Here is a 15626-nt window from a genome sequence, read left to right on the forward strand (position 1 = left end):
CCATCCTGCCAGCCAAGGGTTTACCGGCCGTTGATGAATTTAGTGTTGCCGCTCACCCAGGCTTGACCTTTGTCACGCCTCGTTGACCTCTGGCTCATCGCACAATGCTTGCGCTTGGCGCGACGATGCGACATGAGAGGCGCCGCGGCCGCTCCTGGCCGCTTTCCTAGGAGACATTCTGTCATGGCCTTTCTCGCCGACGCCCTTTCCCGCGTTAAGCCTTCCGCGACCATCGCGGTGACGCAGAAAGCGCGCGAGCTGAAAAATGCCGGCCGTGACGTGATCGGTCTCGGCGCCGGTGAGCCGGACTTCGATACGCCCGACAACATCAAGAACGCGGCGATCGAAGCCATCCGTCGCGGCGAGACCAAGTACCCGCCGGTGTCCGGCATCGTGCCGCTGCGCGAGGCGATCGCCAAGAAGTTCAAGCGCGAGAACAATCTCGACTACCGGCCGGAGCAGACCATTGTCGGCACCGGCGGCAAGCAGATCCTGTTCAACGCCTTCATGGCGACGCTGAACCCGGGTGACGAGGTCATCATCCCGCGCCCTTACTGGGTCAGCTATCCCGAAATGGTGGCGATCTGCGGTGGCACGTCGGTCTTCGCCGACACCTCGATCGACAATGGCTTCAAGCTGACGGCGGAGGTGCTGGAAAAGGCGATCACGCCGAAGACCAAGTGGCTCTTGATGAACTCGCCGTCGAACCCGTCGGGCGCCGCCTACACGGAGGCCGAGCTTCGGGCGCTGGCCGACGTGCTGCTCAAGCATCCGCATGTCTGGACGCTGACCGACGACATGTATGAGCACCTGACCTATGGCGACTTCGTCTTCAAGACCATCGCCGAGGTCGAGCCGAACCTCTATGAGCGCACGCTGACCATGAACGGCGTGTCGAAAGCCTATGCCATGACCGGCTGGCGCATCGGCTATGCCGCCGGTCCTGTGCCGCTGATCAAGGCGATGGACATGATCCAGGGTCAGCAGACCTCCGGCGCCTGCACCATCGCGCAATGGGCTTCCGTCGAGGCGCTGAACGGCCCGCAGGATTTCATCGCCAGGAACAAAGCGATCTTCCAGGGCCGGCGCGACCTCGTCGTCTCCATGCTCAACCAGGCGCGCGGCATTTCCTGCCCGTCGCCGGAAGGCGCCTTCTATGTCTACCCGTCTTGCGCTGAGCTGATCGGCAAGAAGACCCGGGACGGTAAGGTCATCGACAGCGATGAGGCGTTCTGCGCCGAACTGCTCGAGGCGGAGGGTGTCGCGGTGGTGTTCGGCTCGGCCTTCGGCCTCGGCCCCAACTTCCGCATCTCCTACGCAACGTCGGACGCGCTGCTGGAAGAAGCCTGCACGCGCATCCAGCGCTTTACCGGATCGCTGACCTGACCGGCACAGCCAGCCAACACCAGAAAAACCCGGCTTCGGCCGGGTTTTTTGTTACTACGCCTGCTGCTTTGCTTGCCTGGCAGAGCGTGCTTCGGCCGGCGCCAGCACGGTAATCAGCAACGCGGCGGTGAGGAACGCGCCGATCGCCGCCGTCAGCATCGCGGCATGGAAGCCGCCTGCGTAGGCAATGGTGAAAAGCTGGTGCACGCCGCTCTCGCCGATCGCTGCTTCGGTGGCAAAATCATGCCGCGCGATGGCGGCGCGAGCCAGCGCTTCGGCATTGGCGACGCCGGCATCGCCAAGGTAACCGGCCAGCAGACTGGTCGCCCGCATGCTCATCAGCGCGCCGAGCAGCGCGATGCCGATGGCAAGGCCGCTCTGGCGGGTGGCGTTGATCACCGCCGACACCATGCCTGAGCGCTCGCGCGGCGCGTAGGACATGGCCGCGGCACTTCCAGTCGGGATCGCCAGCGAATTGCCGAGGCCGTTGATCGCGAACAGGAGGCACAGCATCGCGTAGGGCGTCGACCGCTCGGCCCAACACATGCCGAGCATCGAAAGCCCGATCAGCGCATAGCCCGCCGTCATCAGAAGCGAATGGCCGTAGCGCCCGCTGAGGGCACCGATCCACGGCGAGACGACGATCTGGACAAGGAAGGCCGGCGCCATGCGCAGGCCGGTCTGTGTCGGCGACCAGCCCTGCACCTGCTGCAGGAACATCGAGAAGAAGAAGACGCTGGTGTAGGAGGCAAAGCCAAGCGCGAACGAGGCAACATTGGCGACGGCAAAGCGCACGTCGCTGAACAGGCCAAGCGGCAGCATCGGCCGCGGCGTGCGCGCCTCGAAGCCAAGGAAAATCGCCAGTCCGACGACGCCGACGACGAGCGCCGCGATGGTCTTGGGATCATTCCAGCCGGCCTCGCCGGCCGAGATCAGCCCGAAGGTCAACGCGCCCAGCCACAGGATGCTGAGCGCAAGCCCGACGAGATCGAGATGCGCGTGTTCCGGATGCGCCGTCTCGCTGATGGAGATGGCGCCGAGAACAACCGTGACGAGGCCGAGCGGCAGGTTGATCAGGAAGATGCTTTGCCAGCCGACCGACTGCACCAGTATGCCGCCCAGCACCGGACCGACCAGCAGTGAGACGGCGGCGAACGAGGCCCAGCCGCCGATCACGCCGGCCCGCTCGCGCGGATCCGGGAACGCCTGTGTCAGGATCGACAGCGCGCCGGGAATGAGCAGCGAGCCGGCAATGCCTTGGACCACGCGCCCGGCAAGCAATGCCGTCAGGTTCGGCGCCACCGCGCAAATCAGCGAGCCGGCCACGAAGATGCCGACGCCGCAAAGCCAGGAACGCTTGCGGCCGTAGCGGTCGCCGATCAGCCCCGACGACAGCATGAAGGCCGAAAGGCAAAGCGTGTAGGCATCGACCACCCATTGCAGACCGCCAAAATCGGTGTGCAGCGCCTGCTGGATTGTCGGCAACGCGACGTTGACGATGCTGACGTCGAGAAGTGCCACGAAGGAGCCGAGGTAAATGGCGGCAACGAGTGGCAATCGGCTCTTCGGCATTATGAATTCCAATCTGTAACCGCCCGAAGGGCTGCATCGCGCGGCGATACGATTGAGCGCGGCAGAGGCAACGGACAGGGCTGCGAAATGCTGGAAGTCGGCTGGCAGCGCCAGTCAGCCGCCATATTGTTCGTTGGAAACTTCTTCCAGCCAATCGGCGTGGACGCCGTCCAGTGCCTCCTGCATGGCGATATGGGTCATGGCGGTTTTCGATCCGGCGCCATGCCAGTGTTTTTCGCCCGGCGCGAAGGAGATGACGTCCCCTGCCCGAATCGTCTGGATCGGTCCGCCCCAGGTTTGGGCAAGCCCGGCGCCGGCGGTGACATAAAGCGTCTGTCCGAGCGGATGCGTGTGCCAATGCGTGCGCGCGCCGGGTTCGAAACTGACCAGCGTCGCTCTGAGCCGCGCCGGCGCTTCCTTGTCGATGATCGGCGTCTGCAGCACCCGCCCGGTGAAATAGGTCTCCGGCGCAATGATCGTCGGCACGCTGCCGCACGCAATGATCTTCATCGTTCAATCCTCGGATCGTTGATTGGACAAAAGCCGCGCACGGCGTCTCGCGGTCCAGTTTCATCCTATAGAGGGGTTGTTGCAACCAGCTTGAAGCTGTCGCTGAACAATACCCTCAGTCTCATGTTCGAGTATTCACCCCAAGCGCAGCATTAGGCTGTCTGAATATTGTCATAAATCGTTGCTTTTTAACCATAAAACCGCGGTCTTCATCCTGTCGCGCAAGAATGGTGCGAAGCGAAAGCCGCGCTCAGTGTTTTTTAACGGCTGAGGTCCTAGCCATGCCGCGTGCTGTGGAGGCGCGGACATGAGTATCTTGGCGACAATCAAGGATCACAGCGGCCGCGTCTATCGCGGCATCCAGGCTTTGCTCGCGATGAGCATCGCCGCCACCGGGCTCGCCGCCTTCGCGCTGACGGAGAACGCCTCTCGCGCCGGCGCTCTGACGATATCGGCGGCATCGACCTTAATGGCGCTTCTGGTGTTGATGTATATGCGCTCCAGTGTCGTCCAGCGCCTGCAATCGGCGGAAGACGCCGAGGCCGAGAAGCACCGTTTTCTCACCGTCGACGCCATGACCGGCGCCATGACCCGGCGCTACTTCATCGAAGCGCTGCGCGACCGGCTGGGCGGCTTGCGCAACCGCCGCCAGGCGAGCCTGCTTCTGATCGACCTTGATCATTTCAAGCAGCTCAACGACACGTTCGGCCATCAGTTCGGCGATCTGGCGCTGGCGTATCTGGTCGCGGAAGCGCAGCGCATCTTCGAAGACGGCGTCATCGGCCGGCTCGGCGGCGACGAGTTCGGCGTCATGGTTCCGCATGGCGACGTCGCCCTCCTCAACAAGGACGTCCGTCGGCTGCTGGATGCGATGCGGGCCGGCAAACGGCATGAAGGCAAGATCATTCCGCTATCGATCTCGGTGGGCGTCGCGCTTGCGCCGCTGCATGCTTCGAACGGCACCGAATTGATGATGCTGGCCGACCTCGCGCTCTACGAAAGCAAGGCGGGCGGCCGAGGCCGCGTCACCGTCTTCGACGAGGAGATGCTGTCGGACAAACGCTATCGCCGGCTGGTGGAGCGCGAGCTGCGCGCCGCGATCTACCTTGGCGAATTGGAACTACACTACCAGCCGATCGTCGATCCCGACGGCTCGGTCGACGCGCTGGAGGGGTTGATCCGCTGGCGTCATCCCGTGCGCAGCCTGATCTCGCCGGCCGAATTCATCCCGATCGCCGAGCGCTCGACGCTGATCGACATGATCGGCGAATGGGTCTTCAAGCGCGCCTGCGCCGATATCGGGCATTTTCCCGGACGGCGCATCTCGATCAACGTCTCGGGCGAGCAGCTGAAGCGCGACGAGATCGTCACGATGTGCGACCGGGTCCTGCGCGAAACCGGACGGTCCGCGTCGCAGTTCATCATCGAGATCACAGAGACAGTGGCGACAGCCGCGACGCCCGAGGTGCTGCGGCGCCTGGAGGCGCTGCGCGGCCTCGGCTTCCATATCGCGCTCGACGACTTTGGCACTGGACATTGCGGCTTCAACTATCTGAAGTCGCTGCCCATCGACAGCGTCAAAATCGACCGCTCCTATATCCGCAGCCTGGCCCATGACCAGGTGGCGCAGATCTTCGTTTCGGCGCTTGCCCAGATCGCACGCATCCAGGACATCGCCATCGTCGCCGAGGGCGTGGAAACGGCGGAGGAGTTCACCCTGGCCAAGACCGCCGGCTGCAGCCGCTTCCAGGGTTATTTCTTCGGCAAGCCGGCGCCCCGCGACAAGGCAAGCGCACTGTGTGTCGCGGCTCGCGAACCGCTGGCCCTTACAGCCTGACGAAAAATGACGGCCTGACGAACCCAAGCCGGCGAACATCCTATTTTTCTTGCCCTCCCGGCAAACCCGTGTGACGATGGTTTTGGGCAGGGGTGGATAAACCCCGTCCGCGACGGCCGAACAGGCCGGCCGCCGCTCTGCACAGGGTGCGATCGGACGCAAAACCGGTTTCCACTTTTGCTGATCGCTCTCTTGGGAAACGCCTGAGTGGAGGTCAGCCATGGGTACTCGCGCCGGAGGACGACGCACGGGACCGAAATGCATCGCCATAGTCGGTCCCTTTGCAAGCGGTAAGACGACACTTCTCGAAGCAATACTCGCCCGCACGGGCGCCATTCCCCGCCAGTCGCCCGTTTCATCGGGCAACACCGTTTCCGATCATTCGCCCGAGGCCCGCGCCCACGCCATGAGCGTCGAGGCGACCTTCGCCACCACCGATTTCATGGGCGAGCAGCTCACCTTCGTCGATTGCCCCGGCTCCATCGAATTCGCCTTCGAGGCTGAACCCGTGCTTGCCGCTTGCGACCTCGCGGTCGTCGTCGCCGAGGCCGACGAGAAGAAGATTCCGGCGCTGCAGCTGATCATGCGCAAGCTCGACGATCTCGCCATTCCCCGCGTCCTGTTCCTCAACAAGGTCGACAAGGCGATTGCGGGCGTACGCGAGACGCTGAAGATGCTGCAGCCGGCAAGTTCGGTGCCGTTGCTGCTGCGCCAGATTCCGGTGCGCAAGGACGGTGTCGTCATCGGCTCGATCGATCTGGCCCTGGAGCGCGCCTACATCTACCGCGAATACGCCGAGAGCGAAGTGGCCGAAATTCCGGGCGACGACAAGGCACGCGAACTGGAAGCGCGTTTCTCCATGCTGGAGACGCTCGCCGACCATGACGACCACCTGATGGAGCAGTTGCTGGAGGAGATCGAGCCGCCGAAGGATGCGATCTTCGACGATTTGTCGGCCGACCTGCGCGCCGGCGCGGTGACGCCGGTGCTGATCGGCACCGCCGAGAAGGGCAATGGCGTGTTGCGCCTGTTGAAAGCCATCCGCCACGACGCTCCGGATGTCGAGGCGACGAGGAAGCGCCTCGGCGCGCCGGACGGCCAGACGGTGGTGCAGGTGATGAAGACCATCCACACCGCGCATGGCGGCAAGCTTTCGGTGTCGCGCGTGCTTTCCGGCCAATTGGCCGACGCGGCCGAGCTCTACCTTTCCAGCGGCGATACCGCGAAGGTCTCCGGCATCTACAGGATGCTCGGCAAGGACCAGTCGAAGCTGACCTCCGCCAAGGCGGGCGATACGGTCGCGCTCGGCAAGCTCGACAACGTCAAGACCGGCCAGACGCTGGGTTCGGCCAAGGGCGGCATCCGGCCGCTGGTGGCGCTGGAGCCGCCGCAGCCCGTCTTTGCCTTCGCGCTCCGCCCCAAGGAGCGCAAGGACGAGGTCAAGATGTCGGCGGCCATCCAGCGGCTGGCCGAGGAAGATCCCTCGCTCAGTCTGCGCCACAACCAGGACTCGGCCGAAACCGTCCTGTCGGGCCATGGTGAAATGCATCTGCGCGTGGTGCGCGAGCGCCTCGAGGGCAAGAACCAGATTCCGATCGAGGGCCATGCTCCGGCGGTGCCCTACCGGGAAACCATCCGCAAGTCGGCGCAGCAGCGTGGCCGCCACAAGAAGCAGTCCGGCGGCCACGGTCAGTTCGGCGACGTGGTGATCGAAATCAAGCCGATGCCGCGCGGCACCGGCTTCCAGTTCTCCGACACCATCACCGGCGGCGTGGTGCCGAAGACCTATATCCAATCGGTCGAGACCGGCATTCGCGACTATCTGAAGACGGGTCCGCTCGGCTTTCCGGTCGTCGATGTCGCCGTCAACCTGTCGGACGGCTCCTACCACGCGGTGGACTCCTCCGACATGGCCTTCCAGATGGCGGCGAAGCTGGCGATGAAGGAAGGCATGGCCGCCTGTTCGCCGGTTCTGCTCGAGCCGGTGATGAAGGTCGAGATCGTCACGCCCTCCGACGCGACCTCGAAGATCATCGCGCTGATCCCGCAGCGCCGCGGTCAGATCCTCGGCTATGACGCCCGGCCCGACTGGCCGGGCTGGGACGTGGTCGAGGCGACCATGCCGCAAGCTGAAATCGGCGACCTGATCATCGAGCTACGCTCGGCCACGGCCGGTGTTGCCAGCTACAAGGCCGCTTTCGACCACATGGCCGAACTCACCGGCCGCCTTGCCGATGAGGCGATGAACGCCAACGGCAAAGCCGCCTGAACAAGTCGGCCTGCCTGAGCGGTCTTGCCGCTGAAGATATGAAAACGGCGTCCGGATGATCCGGACGCCGTTCCTATTGCGGACCGTTTTCCTGGGAGGCAACGGCAGGTCCGCCGCATCCGGAAAAAATGGTTCGGACGCGGCGCTTGCCTGAGCCCGGTCATCCGAGTGATGCCCCCATCTCCCGAACCGACCAACCGCGTCCTATGATCTACTTAATCGATAGACTGCGTCCGCGACATGTTACCCGATGTTACATGTCACTGTTACGCGGTGGATTCAGCCGTTTTGTTGCCGGCCGGGAGACATGCGGGCAACAAAAAAGCCGGATCAATAAAGATCCGGCTGAGTTTGATTGGAAGTGCCGATTAGGGCTAACCTCCAGAGGGGAACACTCGAGGGCGCTAATGGGAGGAGAACGCGCCCTGGAGATGACACTATATATGTGCTCATCATGCCCAAGAAACAAGCATCTATTTTGCAACACACGCATGCAAAAAGACGCAGGCTGTGGTCCAACCTATTCCCGGTTCCCATAGGACCAGGAAAATCTCCGATTTCGGGGCATTTCCAGGCCTAAAGCGACTGCTGAAATGCAAAACCGCGCCGATTTTGCTCGGAAATATGCAAGTCGGCAAAATGATGCCGATTTCGGCAAGCCGAGTCTATTTTTATGGCAGGAGACCGATGATGCGGACTTTTTTAGCAATCGCCGGCAGCGCGCTGTTCCTTGTCGCAGCACCGGGCGTTGTCGCCGGGCTGGTGCCCTGGCTGCTGACCGACCATTATCGCAATCCGCTGTCGGCCGTGCCCGGCTTCGTGCCCGTTGGCTCGATTCTTGTGGTCGGCGCGGCCACCATCCTGCTTCATGCCTTCGCCCGCTTTGCGCTGGAGGGCCTCGGCACGCCCGCTCCCGTGGCACCAACCGAGAAGCTGGTCGTCGGCGGCATCTACCGCCATGTGCGCAACCCCATGTATGTCGCGGTGCTGGCGATCATCCTCGGCCAGGTTCTCATATTTTCGAGCTGGGCGGTGCTGATCTACGGTCTCATCGCCGCGGCGGCGATGATCTCCTTCGTCAAAGTCTACGAAGAGCCGACACTCGCCAGCCGCTACGGCGCGGAATACGAAGCCTACCGCCGCGCCGTCCCCGGCTGGCTGCCGCGGCTGACGCCATGGCGCGGGTGAACGGCTCTCTATCTAGTACGACCAGCTGCGGGCCTTCGCGATGATGAAGTCGCGAAAAACATGCAGCTTCGCCTGGTTCTTCATCGCGTCGGGATAGGCGAAATAGGTGTCGAAGGACGGCACCTCGGTCTCCGGCAGCAGCTGCACCAGGTTGGTGTCCTTGCTGATCACATAGTCCGGCAGCATGGCGATGCCGGCGCCGCCCTGCACCGCCCGCTTGATTGACAGGATGTCGTTGATCTGCAGCGTCGGCACCCGCTGCGCGCCCTCGAAATCGCCGACCGTCTCCAGCCAGTTCAACTCCGACAGATGCGAAGGCACCGGCACGCCGAAGGTGACGATGCGGTGGTTCCTGAGCTCTGCGATCGAGGCCGGCTTGCCGAATTTGGCGATATAGGATGGCGCCGCATAGAGATGGAAATGCACCGTGAACAGCCGGCGCTGGATCAGGTCCGGTTGCTGCGGCTGGCGCAGCCGGATGGCGCAATCGGCCTGGCGCATCGTGAGGTCGAGCTCCTCATTGGCGAGGATCAGCTGCAGGCTGATCTCGGGATAGAGCTCGATGAACTCCTGCACGCGTTCGGTCAGCCAGCCGGCGCCCAGGCCCACCGTGGTCGTCACCCTCAGCACGCCCGACGGCCGGTCCTTGGTCTCGGTCAGCCGCGTCTTGATTGTCTCGAGCTTCATCAGCACGTCATGCGCCGTGCGGAACAGCATCTCGCCCTGCTCGGTCAGCACCAGGCCGCGCGCATGGCGGTGGAACAGCGCTACGCCGACATCATGCTCCAGCGCGCTGACCTGCCGCGAAATGGCCGATTGCGACAGATGCAGCGTCTCGGCGGCATGGGTGAACGACCCAGCCTCCGCCGCTGCGTGAAATACGCGTAGCTTGTCCCAGTCCAGCGCCATGATTCCCCTCGCGTTGCCTTTGGCGTCTGAATGAAAAATCAGGCTTTTAAACGGCTTTTCTCAGCCGATCTGTTATTCCGCCGCTTCGCGGTGAACCTCGATGCCCGCCAGGTATTTTTCCGCTTCGAGCGCCGCCATGCAGCCAAGCCCTGCAGCCGTCACTGCCTGGCGGTAGACATCGTCGGTGACGTCGCCGGCGGCGAACACGCCGGGCACGTCGGTGCGGGTCGAATCCGGCGCGGTCCACAGATAGCCGTTCGGCTTCTGCTTCAGCTTGCCGGCGAAGAGTTCCACCGCCGGCGCATGGCCGATTGCGACGAAGACGCCGTCGACGGGCAGCTTCGATTCCTGGCCGGTCACGACATTGCGCAGCGTCAGGCCCTCCACCGACGGCGGCAGCGGCGCCTTGCCCGGACGTCCGGTGATCTCGTCGACGACCGTGTCCCAGATGACGCGGACATTGTCCTTCTTGAACAGCCGCTCGCGCAGGATGCGCTCGGCGCGGAAATCGCTGCGCCGATGGATGACGGTGACGCTCTTGGCGAGGTTCGACAGATAGAGCGCTTCCTCGACGGCGGAATTGCCGCCGCCGATCACCGCGACGTCCTTGCCGCGATAGAAGAAGCCGTCGCAGGTGGCGCAGGCCGAGACGCCGAAGCCCATGAAGGTCTGCTCCGACGGGATGCCCAGCCACTTCGCCTGCGCGCCGGTGGCGATGATCAGCGCATCGGCGGTGTAGACGGTGCCGGAATCGCCGGTGGCGCGGAACGGCCGCACGTTAAGGTCGACCTCGGTGATGATGTCGTTGATGATGTCGGTGCCGACATGCTCGGCCTGCTTCAGCATCTGCTCCATCAGCCAGGGGCCCTGGATCGGATCGGCGAAGCCTGGATAGTTTTCAACGTCGGTGGTGATCATCAGCTGGCCGCCCTGCTGCAGGCCGGCGACCAGCATCGGCTTCAGCATGGCGCGCGCGGCATAGACCGCCGCCGTATAGCCGGCCGGGCCGGAACCGATGATGAGAACGGGTGCGTGTTTGGTGGTCATGAAAAAGTCCCCTGCGGCTCAACGGCCGTGGTTTGTTGCAATTAATGTAAGGGTTGCCAACCATGGCAGCAAGACGAACGGGCCGTCGTCCCCGGAAAGCTGCGATCAACAGGGTATTCGCTAAAATCGCGACTTTTGTTACGCCTGAAAAATCGCTTCGCAGAGGGGCTGGCGCGGACACAAAAGTCGTTTAATTACAAAATTGCGAAAGATTCTTGCGCAAGAGCCGAGACAGCCATGCCGCTCAAAGCCGACCTCGACGCCATCGACTGGAAGATCCTGCGCGAGCTGCAAGGTGACGGGCGCATGACCAATGTCGAATTGTCGAGCCGTGTCGGCATCTCGGCGCCGCCTTGCCTGCGCCGCGTCAGGCGGCTGGAAGAAGCCGGCATCATCCGCGGCTACCGCGCGCTCCTGAACGCGCCGGCGCTCGGCATGGATGTCGTCGCCTTCTGCCTGATCGGCCTGCATCACCAGGCCGACGCCGAGCTCAAAACCTTCGCCGAGCGCACGCGCGGCTGGCCGATTGTGCGCGACGCCTGGATGGTCTCCGGCGAATCCGATTTCCTGCTGCATTGCGTGGCGAGCGACCTCGGTACCTTCCAGACGTTCGTCATCGAACAGCTGGCCTCGGCGCCGAATGTAGACACCGTGCGCACCGCGCTGACCATCCGCCGGGTCAAGGATGAGGGGTTGGTCGCCTTCCCCGCTTAATGTGCCGGCTTCAAAAGAACATGCTTAAAAAACAGCGGCTTGCCGCCCGGTTTTGAATCAACCCGCGATCAGAGCGATCGTATCGCGGTGAGCAGGTCGTCAACATCGTGCGCATCGCGCAACGGCGAAACCGAAAACCCGCCGATCGTGGAGGACTCGCCATCGACAAGCCAGCCGCGCGCCAGGCCGGCGCGCTGGCCGGCTTCCATGTCAGCCAGCTTGTCGCCGACGATCAATGAACGCCCAAGATCGAGGCCCAACTGCCTGCCCGCCTCGACCAGCATGCCCGGATTGGGCTTGCGCATCGGATGGTTGGCTATTCCGAGGGGGCCGCTGCCTTTCTCGTGGTAGCCGCAGGCAAGCACCATGTCGACCAAGGCATTCTGTTCGCCCAGCAGACCGAGCACGCGTCCATTGACCCGGGCGAAGGCGTCCCAACCGAAATAGCCGCGCGCGATGCCCGACTGGTTGGTGACGATGACGACCGGAATGCCGGCCTGGTTGGCCGTCTCGATCACCGGCAGCATCTGCGGCCTGAGCACGATCTCCGCCGGATCGCTCGGATAGTCCGTGTCGATGTTGATCGTGCCGTCGCGATCGAGAAACAGCGCCGGCCGGCCGGTTGGAAAGCTCCTGTCGCCGATCCGCTCGACCCACAGACCGGGCTCGGCAAGCGGGAAGCCTGCACTCTCAGCCATTGCTGAGACGCGCTTCGACCGCCTCGCACAGATAATGGTAGAGGCACAGATGCCCCTGCTGGATGATCGGCGTCGAGGTCGACGGCACGTTGAGCAGGATGTCGGTCAGCGGCTTGAGCTTGCCTCCCGTCTCGCCGGTCAGGCTAATCACCGTCATGCCCATCGCCCGCGCCTGCTCGGCGGCGGCAAGGATGCTCGGCGAATTGCCGCTGGTCGAAATGGCAAGCAGCACCCCGCCCTCCGAGCCATGCGCCTCGACCTGACGCGAGAAGACGGTATCGAAGCCGTAGTCGTTGCCCCAGGCGGTCAGCACCGCGGCATTGGCCGGCAGCGCGATGACGTTGTAGGCCTTGCGTTCCTTGAGGAAGCGGCCGACCAGCTCGCCGGCGATGTGGATGGCGTCACTGGCGGAGCCGCCATTGCCGCAGATCAGCAGCGCCTTGCCGGACGACAGGGCGGTCACCGTCTTGTCCACGGCACGTTCCATCTCGCCGGTCAGGTCGCGCTCGACCGTCGCCGTGATCGCGGCCGCCGAGCGGACCAGATAGTCATTCAGTTCGGACATGAGACCCTCAGTTTGCGGCACGCAGCCTGCCGATCGTGTTCGTCGTGCTCTTGCCGGCGACGAGGTCGACCAGCACCACGCGCCCGCCGGCCTTCTGCACCACATCGGCGCCGACCACGGTTTCGATCGTGTAGTCCGCGCCCTTGACCAGAATGTCCGGCAGCAGCGCCTCGATCAGCTTCAGCGGCGTGTCTTCCTCGAAGACGACGACGGCATCGACCGAGGCAAGTGCCGCCAGCACGCAGGCGCGGTCGTGCTGGTTGTTGACCGGGCGCCCCGGCCCCTTCAGCCGGTGCACCGAGGCGTCGCTGTTGAGGCCGAGCACCAGCCTGTCGCACTGGCTGCGCGCCGCATGCAGCAGGCTGACATGGCCGGCATGCAGGATATCGAAGCAGCCATTGGTGAAGCCGACGGTCAGCCCCTCTTCCTTCCAGGCGCCGACCATCCTGGCCGCGGCATTGGCGTCAAGAATGGCATCCGTGTGGGCCACGGGCCCGTGTGAGCGGAACAGGGCGCCGGACAATTCCTCGACATTGAGCCGCGCGGTGCCGCGTTTTCCGACCACGACGCCGCCGGCCGCGTTGGCGATGACGGCCGCATGCACCCGGTCGGCGCCGGCGGCAAGCGAAAGCGCGAAACTCGCGATGACCGTGTCGCCCGCGCCGGAAACGTCGAACACTTCGCGCGCCTGGGTCGAGATGTGGCGGGCATCCTCCGTCGAAACCACGCTCATGCCCTTCTCGCTGCGCGTGGCGACGATGAACTCGAAGTCATGCGCGGCGATCAGGTCGCGCGCCGCGGCCACGATCTCGTCGTCGCCGAACACCTTGCGCCCGACCGCCTCGCCAAGTTCCTTGCGGTTCGGCGTCACCGCCGTGGCGCCGGCATAGCGCGCGTAATCGCGGCCCTTCGGATCGACCAGCACCGGCTTGCCGGCATCGCGGCAGATCGAAATCAGCTCGCCGGCGACGCCGTCGAGCAGGATGCCCTTGCCGTAATCGGAGAGGATGACGATGTCGGCGCGGCCAAGCACCGCCTGGAAATGATCGATGAGCTTCGCCCGCTCGGCGGATGTGAGCGGCTTGATCTCTTCCTCGTCGAAACGCAGCACCTGCTGGTTGAGCGCGCTGAAGCGGCTTTTCGACGAGGTCATGCGGTCCGACCGCTGCAGAAGCCCGTCGGTGTCGACGCCGATCTCGCCCAGCATGCGCATCAGATTGTTGCCCGCCTGGTCGGCCCCGATCACCGAAACTGGTATGGCGGCCGCGCCCAGCGAAACGATGTTGGAGACGACATTGCCGGCGCCGCCCATATTCAGCGTTTCGCCCCGTCCATGCAGCACGGGGATCGGGGCCTCCGGCGAGATACGCTCGATCACGCCGCTGACGAAGCGGTCGAGAATGAAATCGCCCACCACCAGCACGGTGACGTCGCCGAACCGGGCGATGGTGCGATGCAAAGGTTCTGGGGAAGGCAGATGGTGCTTGATCATCTCACTCGACATATGCCTGAAGACGGCCGGACTTGATTAGGTTTCAGCGCCGGAATTGTGGCGCGGGTCGCTCAAAGCGATGCCGATATACCGCAATTTGAGCCAGCGCAACGCCGAGCGCCGCCTCAGCTCTTCTGCAGGGCGACATGCACGCCGAGCCCGACCAGCACCGCGCCGCCCGCCCGCTGCATCAGGCGCTGCGCCCGGCCCGAGCGCCGCAACCGCGCGACCAGTGCGCCGGCAAGGAACACGCAGACAATATCGGCCGACGAGAACATCAGATTGACGATGGTTCCCAGGATGACGAACTGCAGCCAGACCGGGAACGCCGCCGAGGCGTCGATGAACTGCGGCAGGAACGCCATGAAGAAGATCGCCGTCTTCGGATTGAGCACCTCGACGGTGATGCTCTCGAAAAAGGCGCGGCGGGCCGATTTCCGCTCGATGACAGGCAGTTCCGTCTCGCCACCCGTGCGTTTACGGAACATGGAGACGCCGAGCCAGACCAGATAAAGCGCGCCGACGAGCTTGACCGCCAGGTAGAGCGGCGGCACCGCGTGAAACAGCACCGACAGGCCGGCGGCGGCCGCGAAGACGTGCACATAGCCGCCGAGATGGATGCCAAGTGCCGCCGTCAGCCCGGACCAGCGCCCGCGCGCCATGGTCTGCGCGGCGGCGTAAAGCATGGCGGGACCGGGAATGTAGGCGAAGATCGCCGTGGTAGCGAAGAAGGCGATGAGCAGTTCGGTCGATGGCATCTACGCCCTCATGATCTGATTGCAGCTCGTTCAGTCCGCGCGCGGGATGGATTTCGATTGGCCTGCGCGCACAGCCGCGATGAAAGCGACATGACCTTCTTGTGAAATGTCGGACTAAATGCGCCGATGCGCGCACCCGGCTCGAAATAGGCTGAGGATTCCAGGATATCGTGGTTGTACTCGTCGACTATGATCCAAAGGGGGATCGGGTCAAGGCCGGCGCGGCGGCGTTCGATTTCCGGAACGCCGAGGGCGAGGCGATCGCGACCTGGCTGCGTCGAAGTGATAGCCAGGATGAAGAGGTTTGTGCCACCGGCTTTCCCGGGAAGGACGGCTACGAAGGCGACAGGTCGCGTCTTGCGGCCTTCGGTCTCGCCGTCTTCATGCTGGCGGTACCACAGATACGGATATCGCCAGACGTCTGCGGCAACCGGTTTAATCACGATCCAACTCGGCAGCGTACTCCTCGAGCATTTCGACATGGTCTGACGGAGCGTCCTTGGCAGCGTAAGCGCGGCGGCTGTCGTTGGCGAAGCGTGCCTCGTAGGCCTCGATGCTCATCAGGACATATCTCGGCTTGTTGTGACGAGTAATAGACACAGGCTGCTGGCTCGCAGCCGCGAGCACGTCTCCGAGATTCTGTTTCAAATCGGTCGAAGGGTATTGTTTCATGGGTCGCTC

At 63.8% G+C, this 15626-nt stretch carries 15 protein-coding genes; 5 read left to right on the forward strand and 10 right to left on the reverse strand.

Annotated elements, in window-relative coordinates; genetic code table 11:
* Positions 1-183: 183 nt before the first annotated feature.
* Positions 184-1386: a pyridoxal phosphate-dependent aminotransferase gene (locus KVT37_RS18335; protein WP_217575595.1), complete on the forward strand. Its 1203-nt coding sequence runs from the start codon at positions 184-186 to the stop codon at positions 1384-1386.
* Positions 1387-1440: 54 nt separating this feature from the next.
* Here the strand turns inward: KVT37_RS18335 and KVT37_RS18340 are convergent, their stop codons facing one another.
* Together KVT37_RS18340 and KVT37_RS18345 are read right to left on the reverse strand one after the other, a co-directional pair.
* Positions 1441-2958, reverse strand: coding sequence for an MFS transporter (locus KVT37_RS18340; protein ID WP_217575598.1), 1518 nt, complete (start codon positions 2956-2958; stop codon positions 1441-1443).
* A 114-nt stretch (positions 2959-3072) separates the two neighbouring features.
* Positions 3073-3468 (reverse strand): cupin domain-containing protein, encoded by a 396-nt coding sequence (locus KVT37_RS18345; RefSeq protein ID WP_217575600.1) that lies wholly within the window; start codon positions 3466-3468, stop codon positions 3073-3075.
* A 307-nt stretch (positions 3469-3775) separates the two neighbouring features.
* Here KVT37_RS18345 and KVT37_RS18350 point away from each other — a divergent pair, with 307 nt between their 5' ends.
* From KVT37_RS18350 to KVT37_RS18360, 3 genes are all read left to right on the forward strand, one after another.
* A complete protein-coding gene (locus KVT37_RS18350; RefSeq protein WP_217575602.1) occupies positions 3776-5305 on the forward strand; it encodes a bifunctional diguanylate cyclase/phosphodiesterase in 1530 nt (509 codons plus the stop codon).
* Positions 5306-5525: 220 nt separating this feature from the next.
* The gene (locus KVT37_RS18355; protein ID WP_217575604.1) at positions 5526-7574 is read left to right on the forward strand and encodes an elongation factor G; all 2049 of its coding nucleotides are present in this window, start codon (positions 5526-5528) and stop codon (positions 7572-7574) included.
* A gap of 690 nt (positions 7575-8264) precedes the next feature.
* Positions 8265-8762, forward strand: coding sequence for an isoprenylcysteine carboxylmethyltransferase family protein (locus tag KVT37_RS18360; RefSeq protein WP_217575830.1), 498 nt, complete (start codon positions 8265-8267; stop codon positions 8760-8762).
* 12 nt (positions 8763-8774) lie between these two features.
* Here the strand turns inward: KVT37_RS18360 and KVT37_RS18365 are convergent, their stop codons facing one another.
* Positions 8775-9671, reverse strand: a complete 897-nt coding sequence (locus KVT37_RS18365) for a LysR family transcriptional regulator (protein WP_040989587.1) — start codon at positions 9669-9671, stop codon at positions 8775-8777.
* Positions 9672-9743: 72 nt separating this feature from the next.
* Complete coding sequence (gene trxB / locus KVT37_RS18370) at positions 9744-10718, reverse strand: thioredoxin-disulfide reductase (protein WP_217575606.1); 975 nt, start codon at positions 10716-10718, stop codon at positions 9744-9746.
* A 237-nt stretch (positions 10719-10955) separates the two neighbouring features.
* On the opposite strand from trxB, the gene KVT37_RS18375 reads away from it, so the two are divergent.
* Entirely contained in the window at positions 10956-11432 is a 477-nt protein-coding gene (locus KVT37_RS18375) for an Lrp/AsnC family transcriptional regulator (RefSeq protein WP_217575608.1), read from the forward strand.
* 68 nt (positions 11433-11500) lie between these two features.
* On the opposite strand, the gene KVT37_RS18380 is transcribed toward KVT37_RS18375, so the two are convergent.
* The 6 genes from KVT37_RS18380 to KVT37_RS18405 all read right to left on the reverse strand — a co-directional run bounded on the left by KVT37_RS18380 (position 11501) and on the right by KVT37_RS18405 (position 15617).
* Positions 11501-12130 carry an HAD-IIIA family hydrolase gene (locus KVT37_RS18380; protein ID WP_217575610.1) on the reverse strand — a complete coding sequence of 210 codons (630 nt, stop codon included), beginning with the start codon at positions 12128-12130 and terminating at the stop codon, positions 11501-11503.
* Positions 12123-12695, reverse strand: a complete 573-nt coding sequence (locus KVT37_RS18385) for an SIS domain-containing protein (protein ID WP_217575612.1) — start codon at positions 12693-12695, stop codon at positions 12123-12125. The genes KVT37_RS18380 and KVT37_RS18385 overlap by 8 nt, the downstream gene beginning before the upstream one ends.
* A gap of 7 nt (positions 12696-12702) precedes the next feature.
* The gene (gene rfaE1 / locus KVT37_RS18390) at positions 12703-14187 is read right to left on the reverse strand and encodes a D-glycero-beta-D-manno-heptose-7-phosphate kinase (protein ID WP_217575614.1); all 1485 of its coding nucleotides are present in this window, start codon (positions 14185-14187) and stop codon (positions 12703-12705) included.
* Positions 14188-14312: 125 nt separating this feature from the next.
* On the reverse strand, positions 14313-14945 hold the full coding sequence (locus KVT37_RS18395) for a LysE family translocator (RefSeq protein WP_217575616.1): 633 nt from the start codon (positions 14943-14945) through the stop codon (positions 14313-14315).
* An 8-nt stretch (positions 14946-14953) separates the two neighbouring features.
* Positions 14954-15388 carry a hypothetical protein gene (locus KVT37_RS18400; RefSeq protein WP_308642650.1) on the reverse strand — a complete coding sequence of 145 codons (435 nt, stop codon included), beginning with the start codon at positions 15386-15388 and terminating at the stop codon, positions 14954-14956.
* Positions 15381-15617 (reverse strand): type II toxin-antitoxin system Phd/YefM family antitoxin, encoded by a 237-nt coding sequence (locus tag KVT37_RS18405; RefSeq protein WP_217575619.1) that lies wholly within the window; start codon positions 15615-15617, stop codon positions 15381-15383. The genes KVT37_RS18400 and KVT37_RS18405 overlap by 8 nt, the downstream gene beginning before the upstream one ends.
* Positions 15618-15626 lie beyond the last annotated feature (9 nt).

This window comes from Mesorhizobium sp. GbtcB19 (assembly GCF_019091085.1).
Lineage (GTDB): Bacteria > Pseudomonadota > Alphaproteobacteria > Rhizobiales > Rhizobiaceae > Mesorhizobium.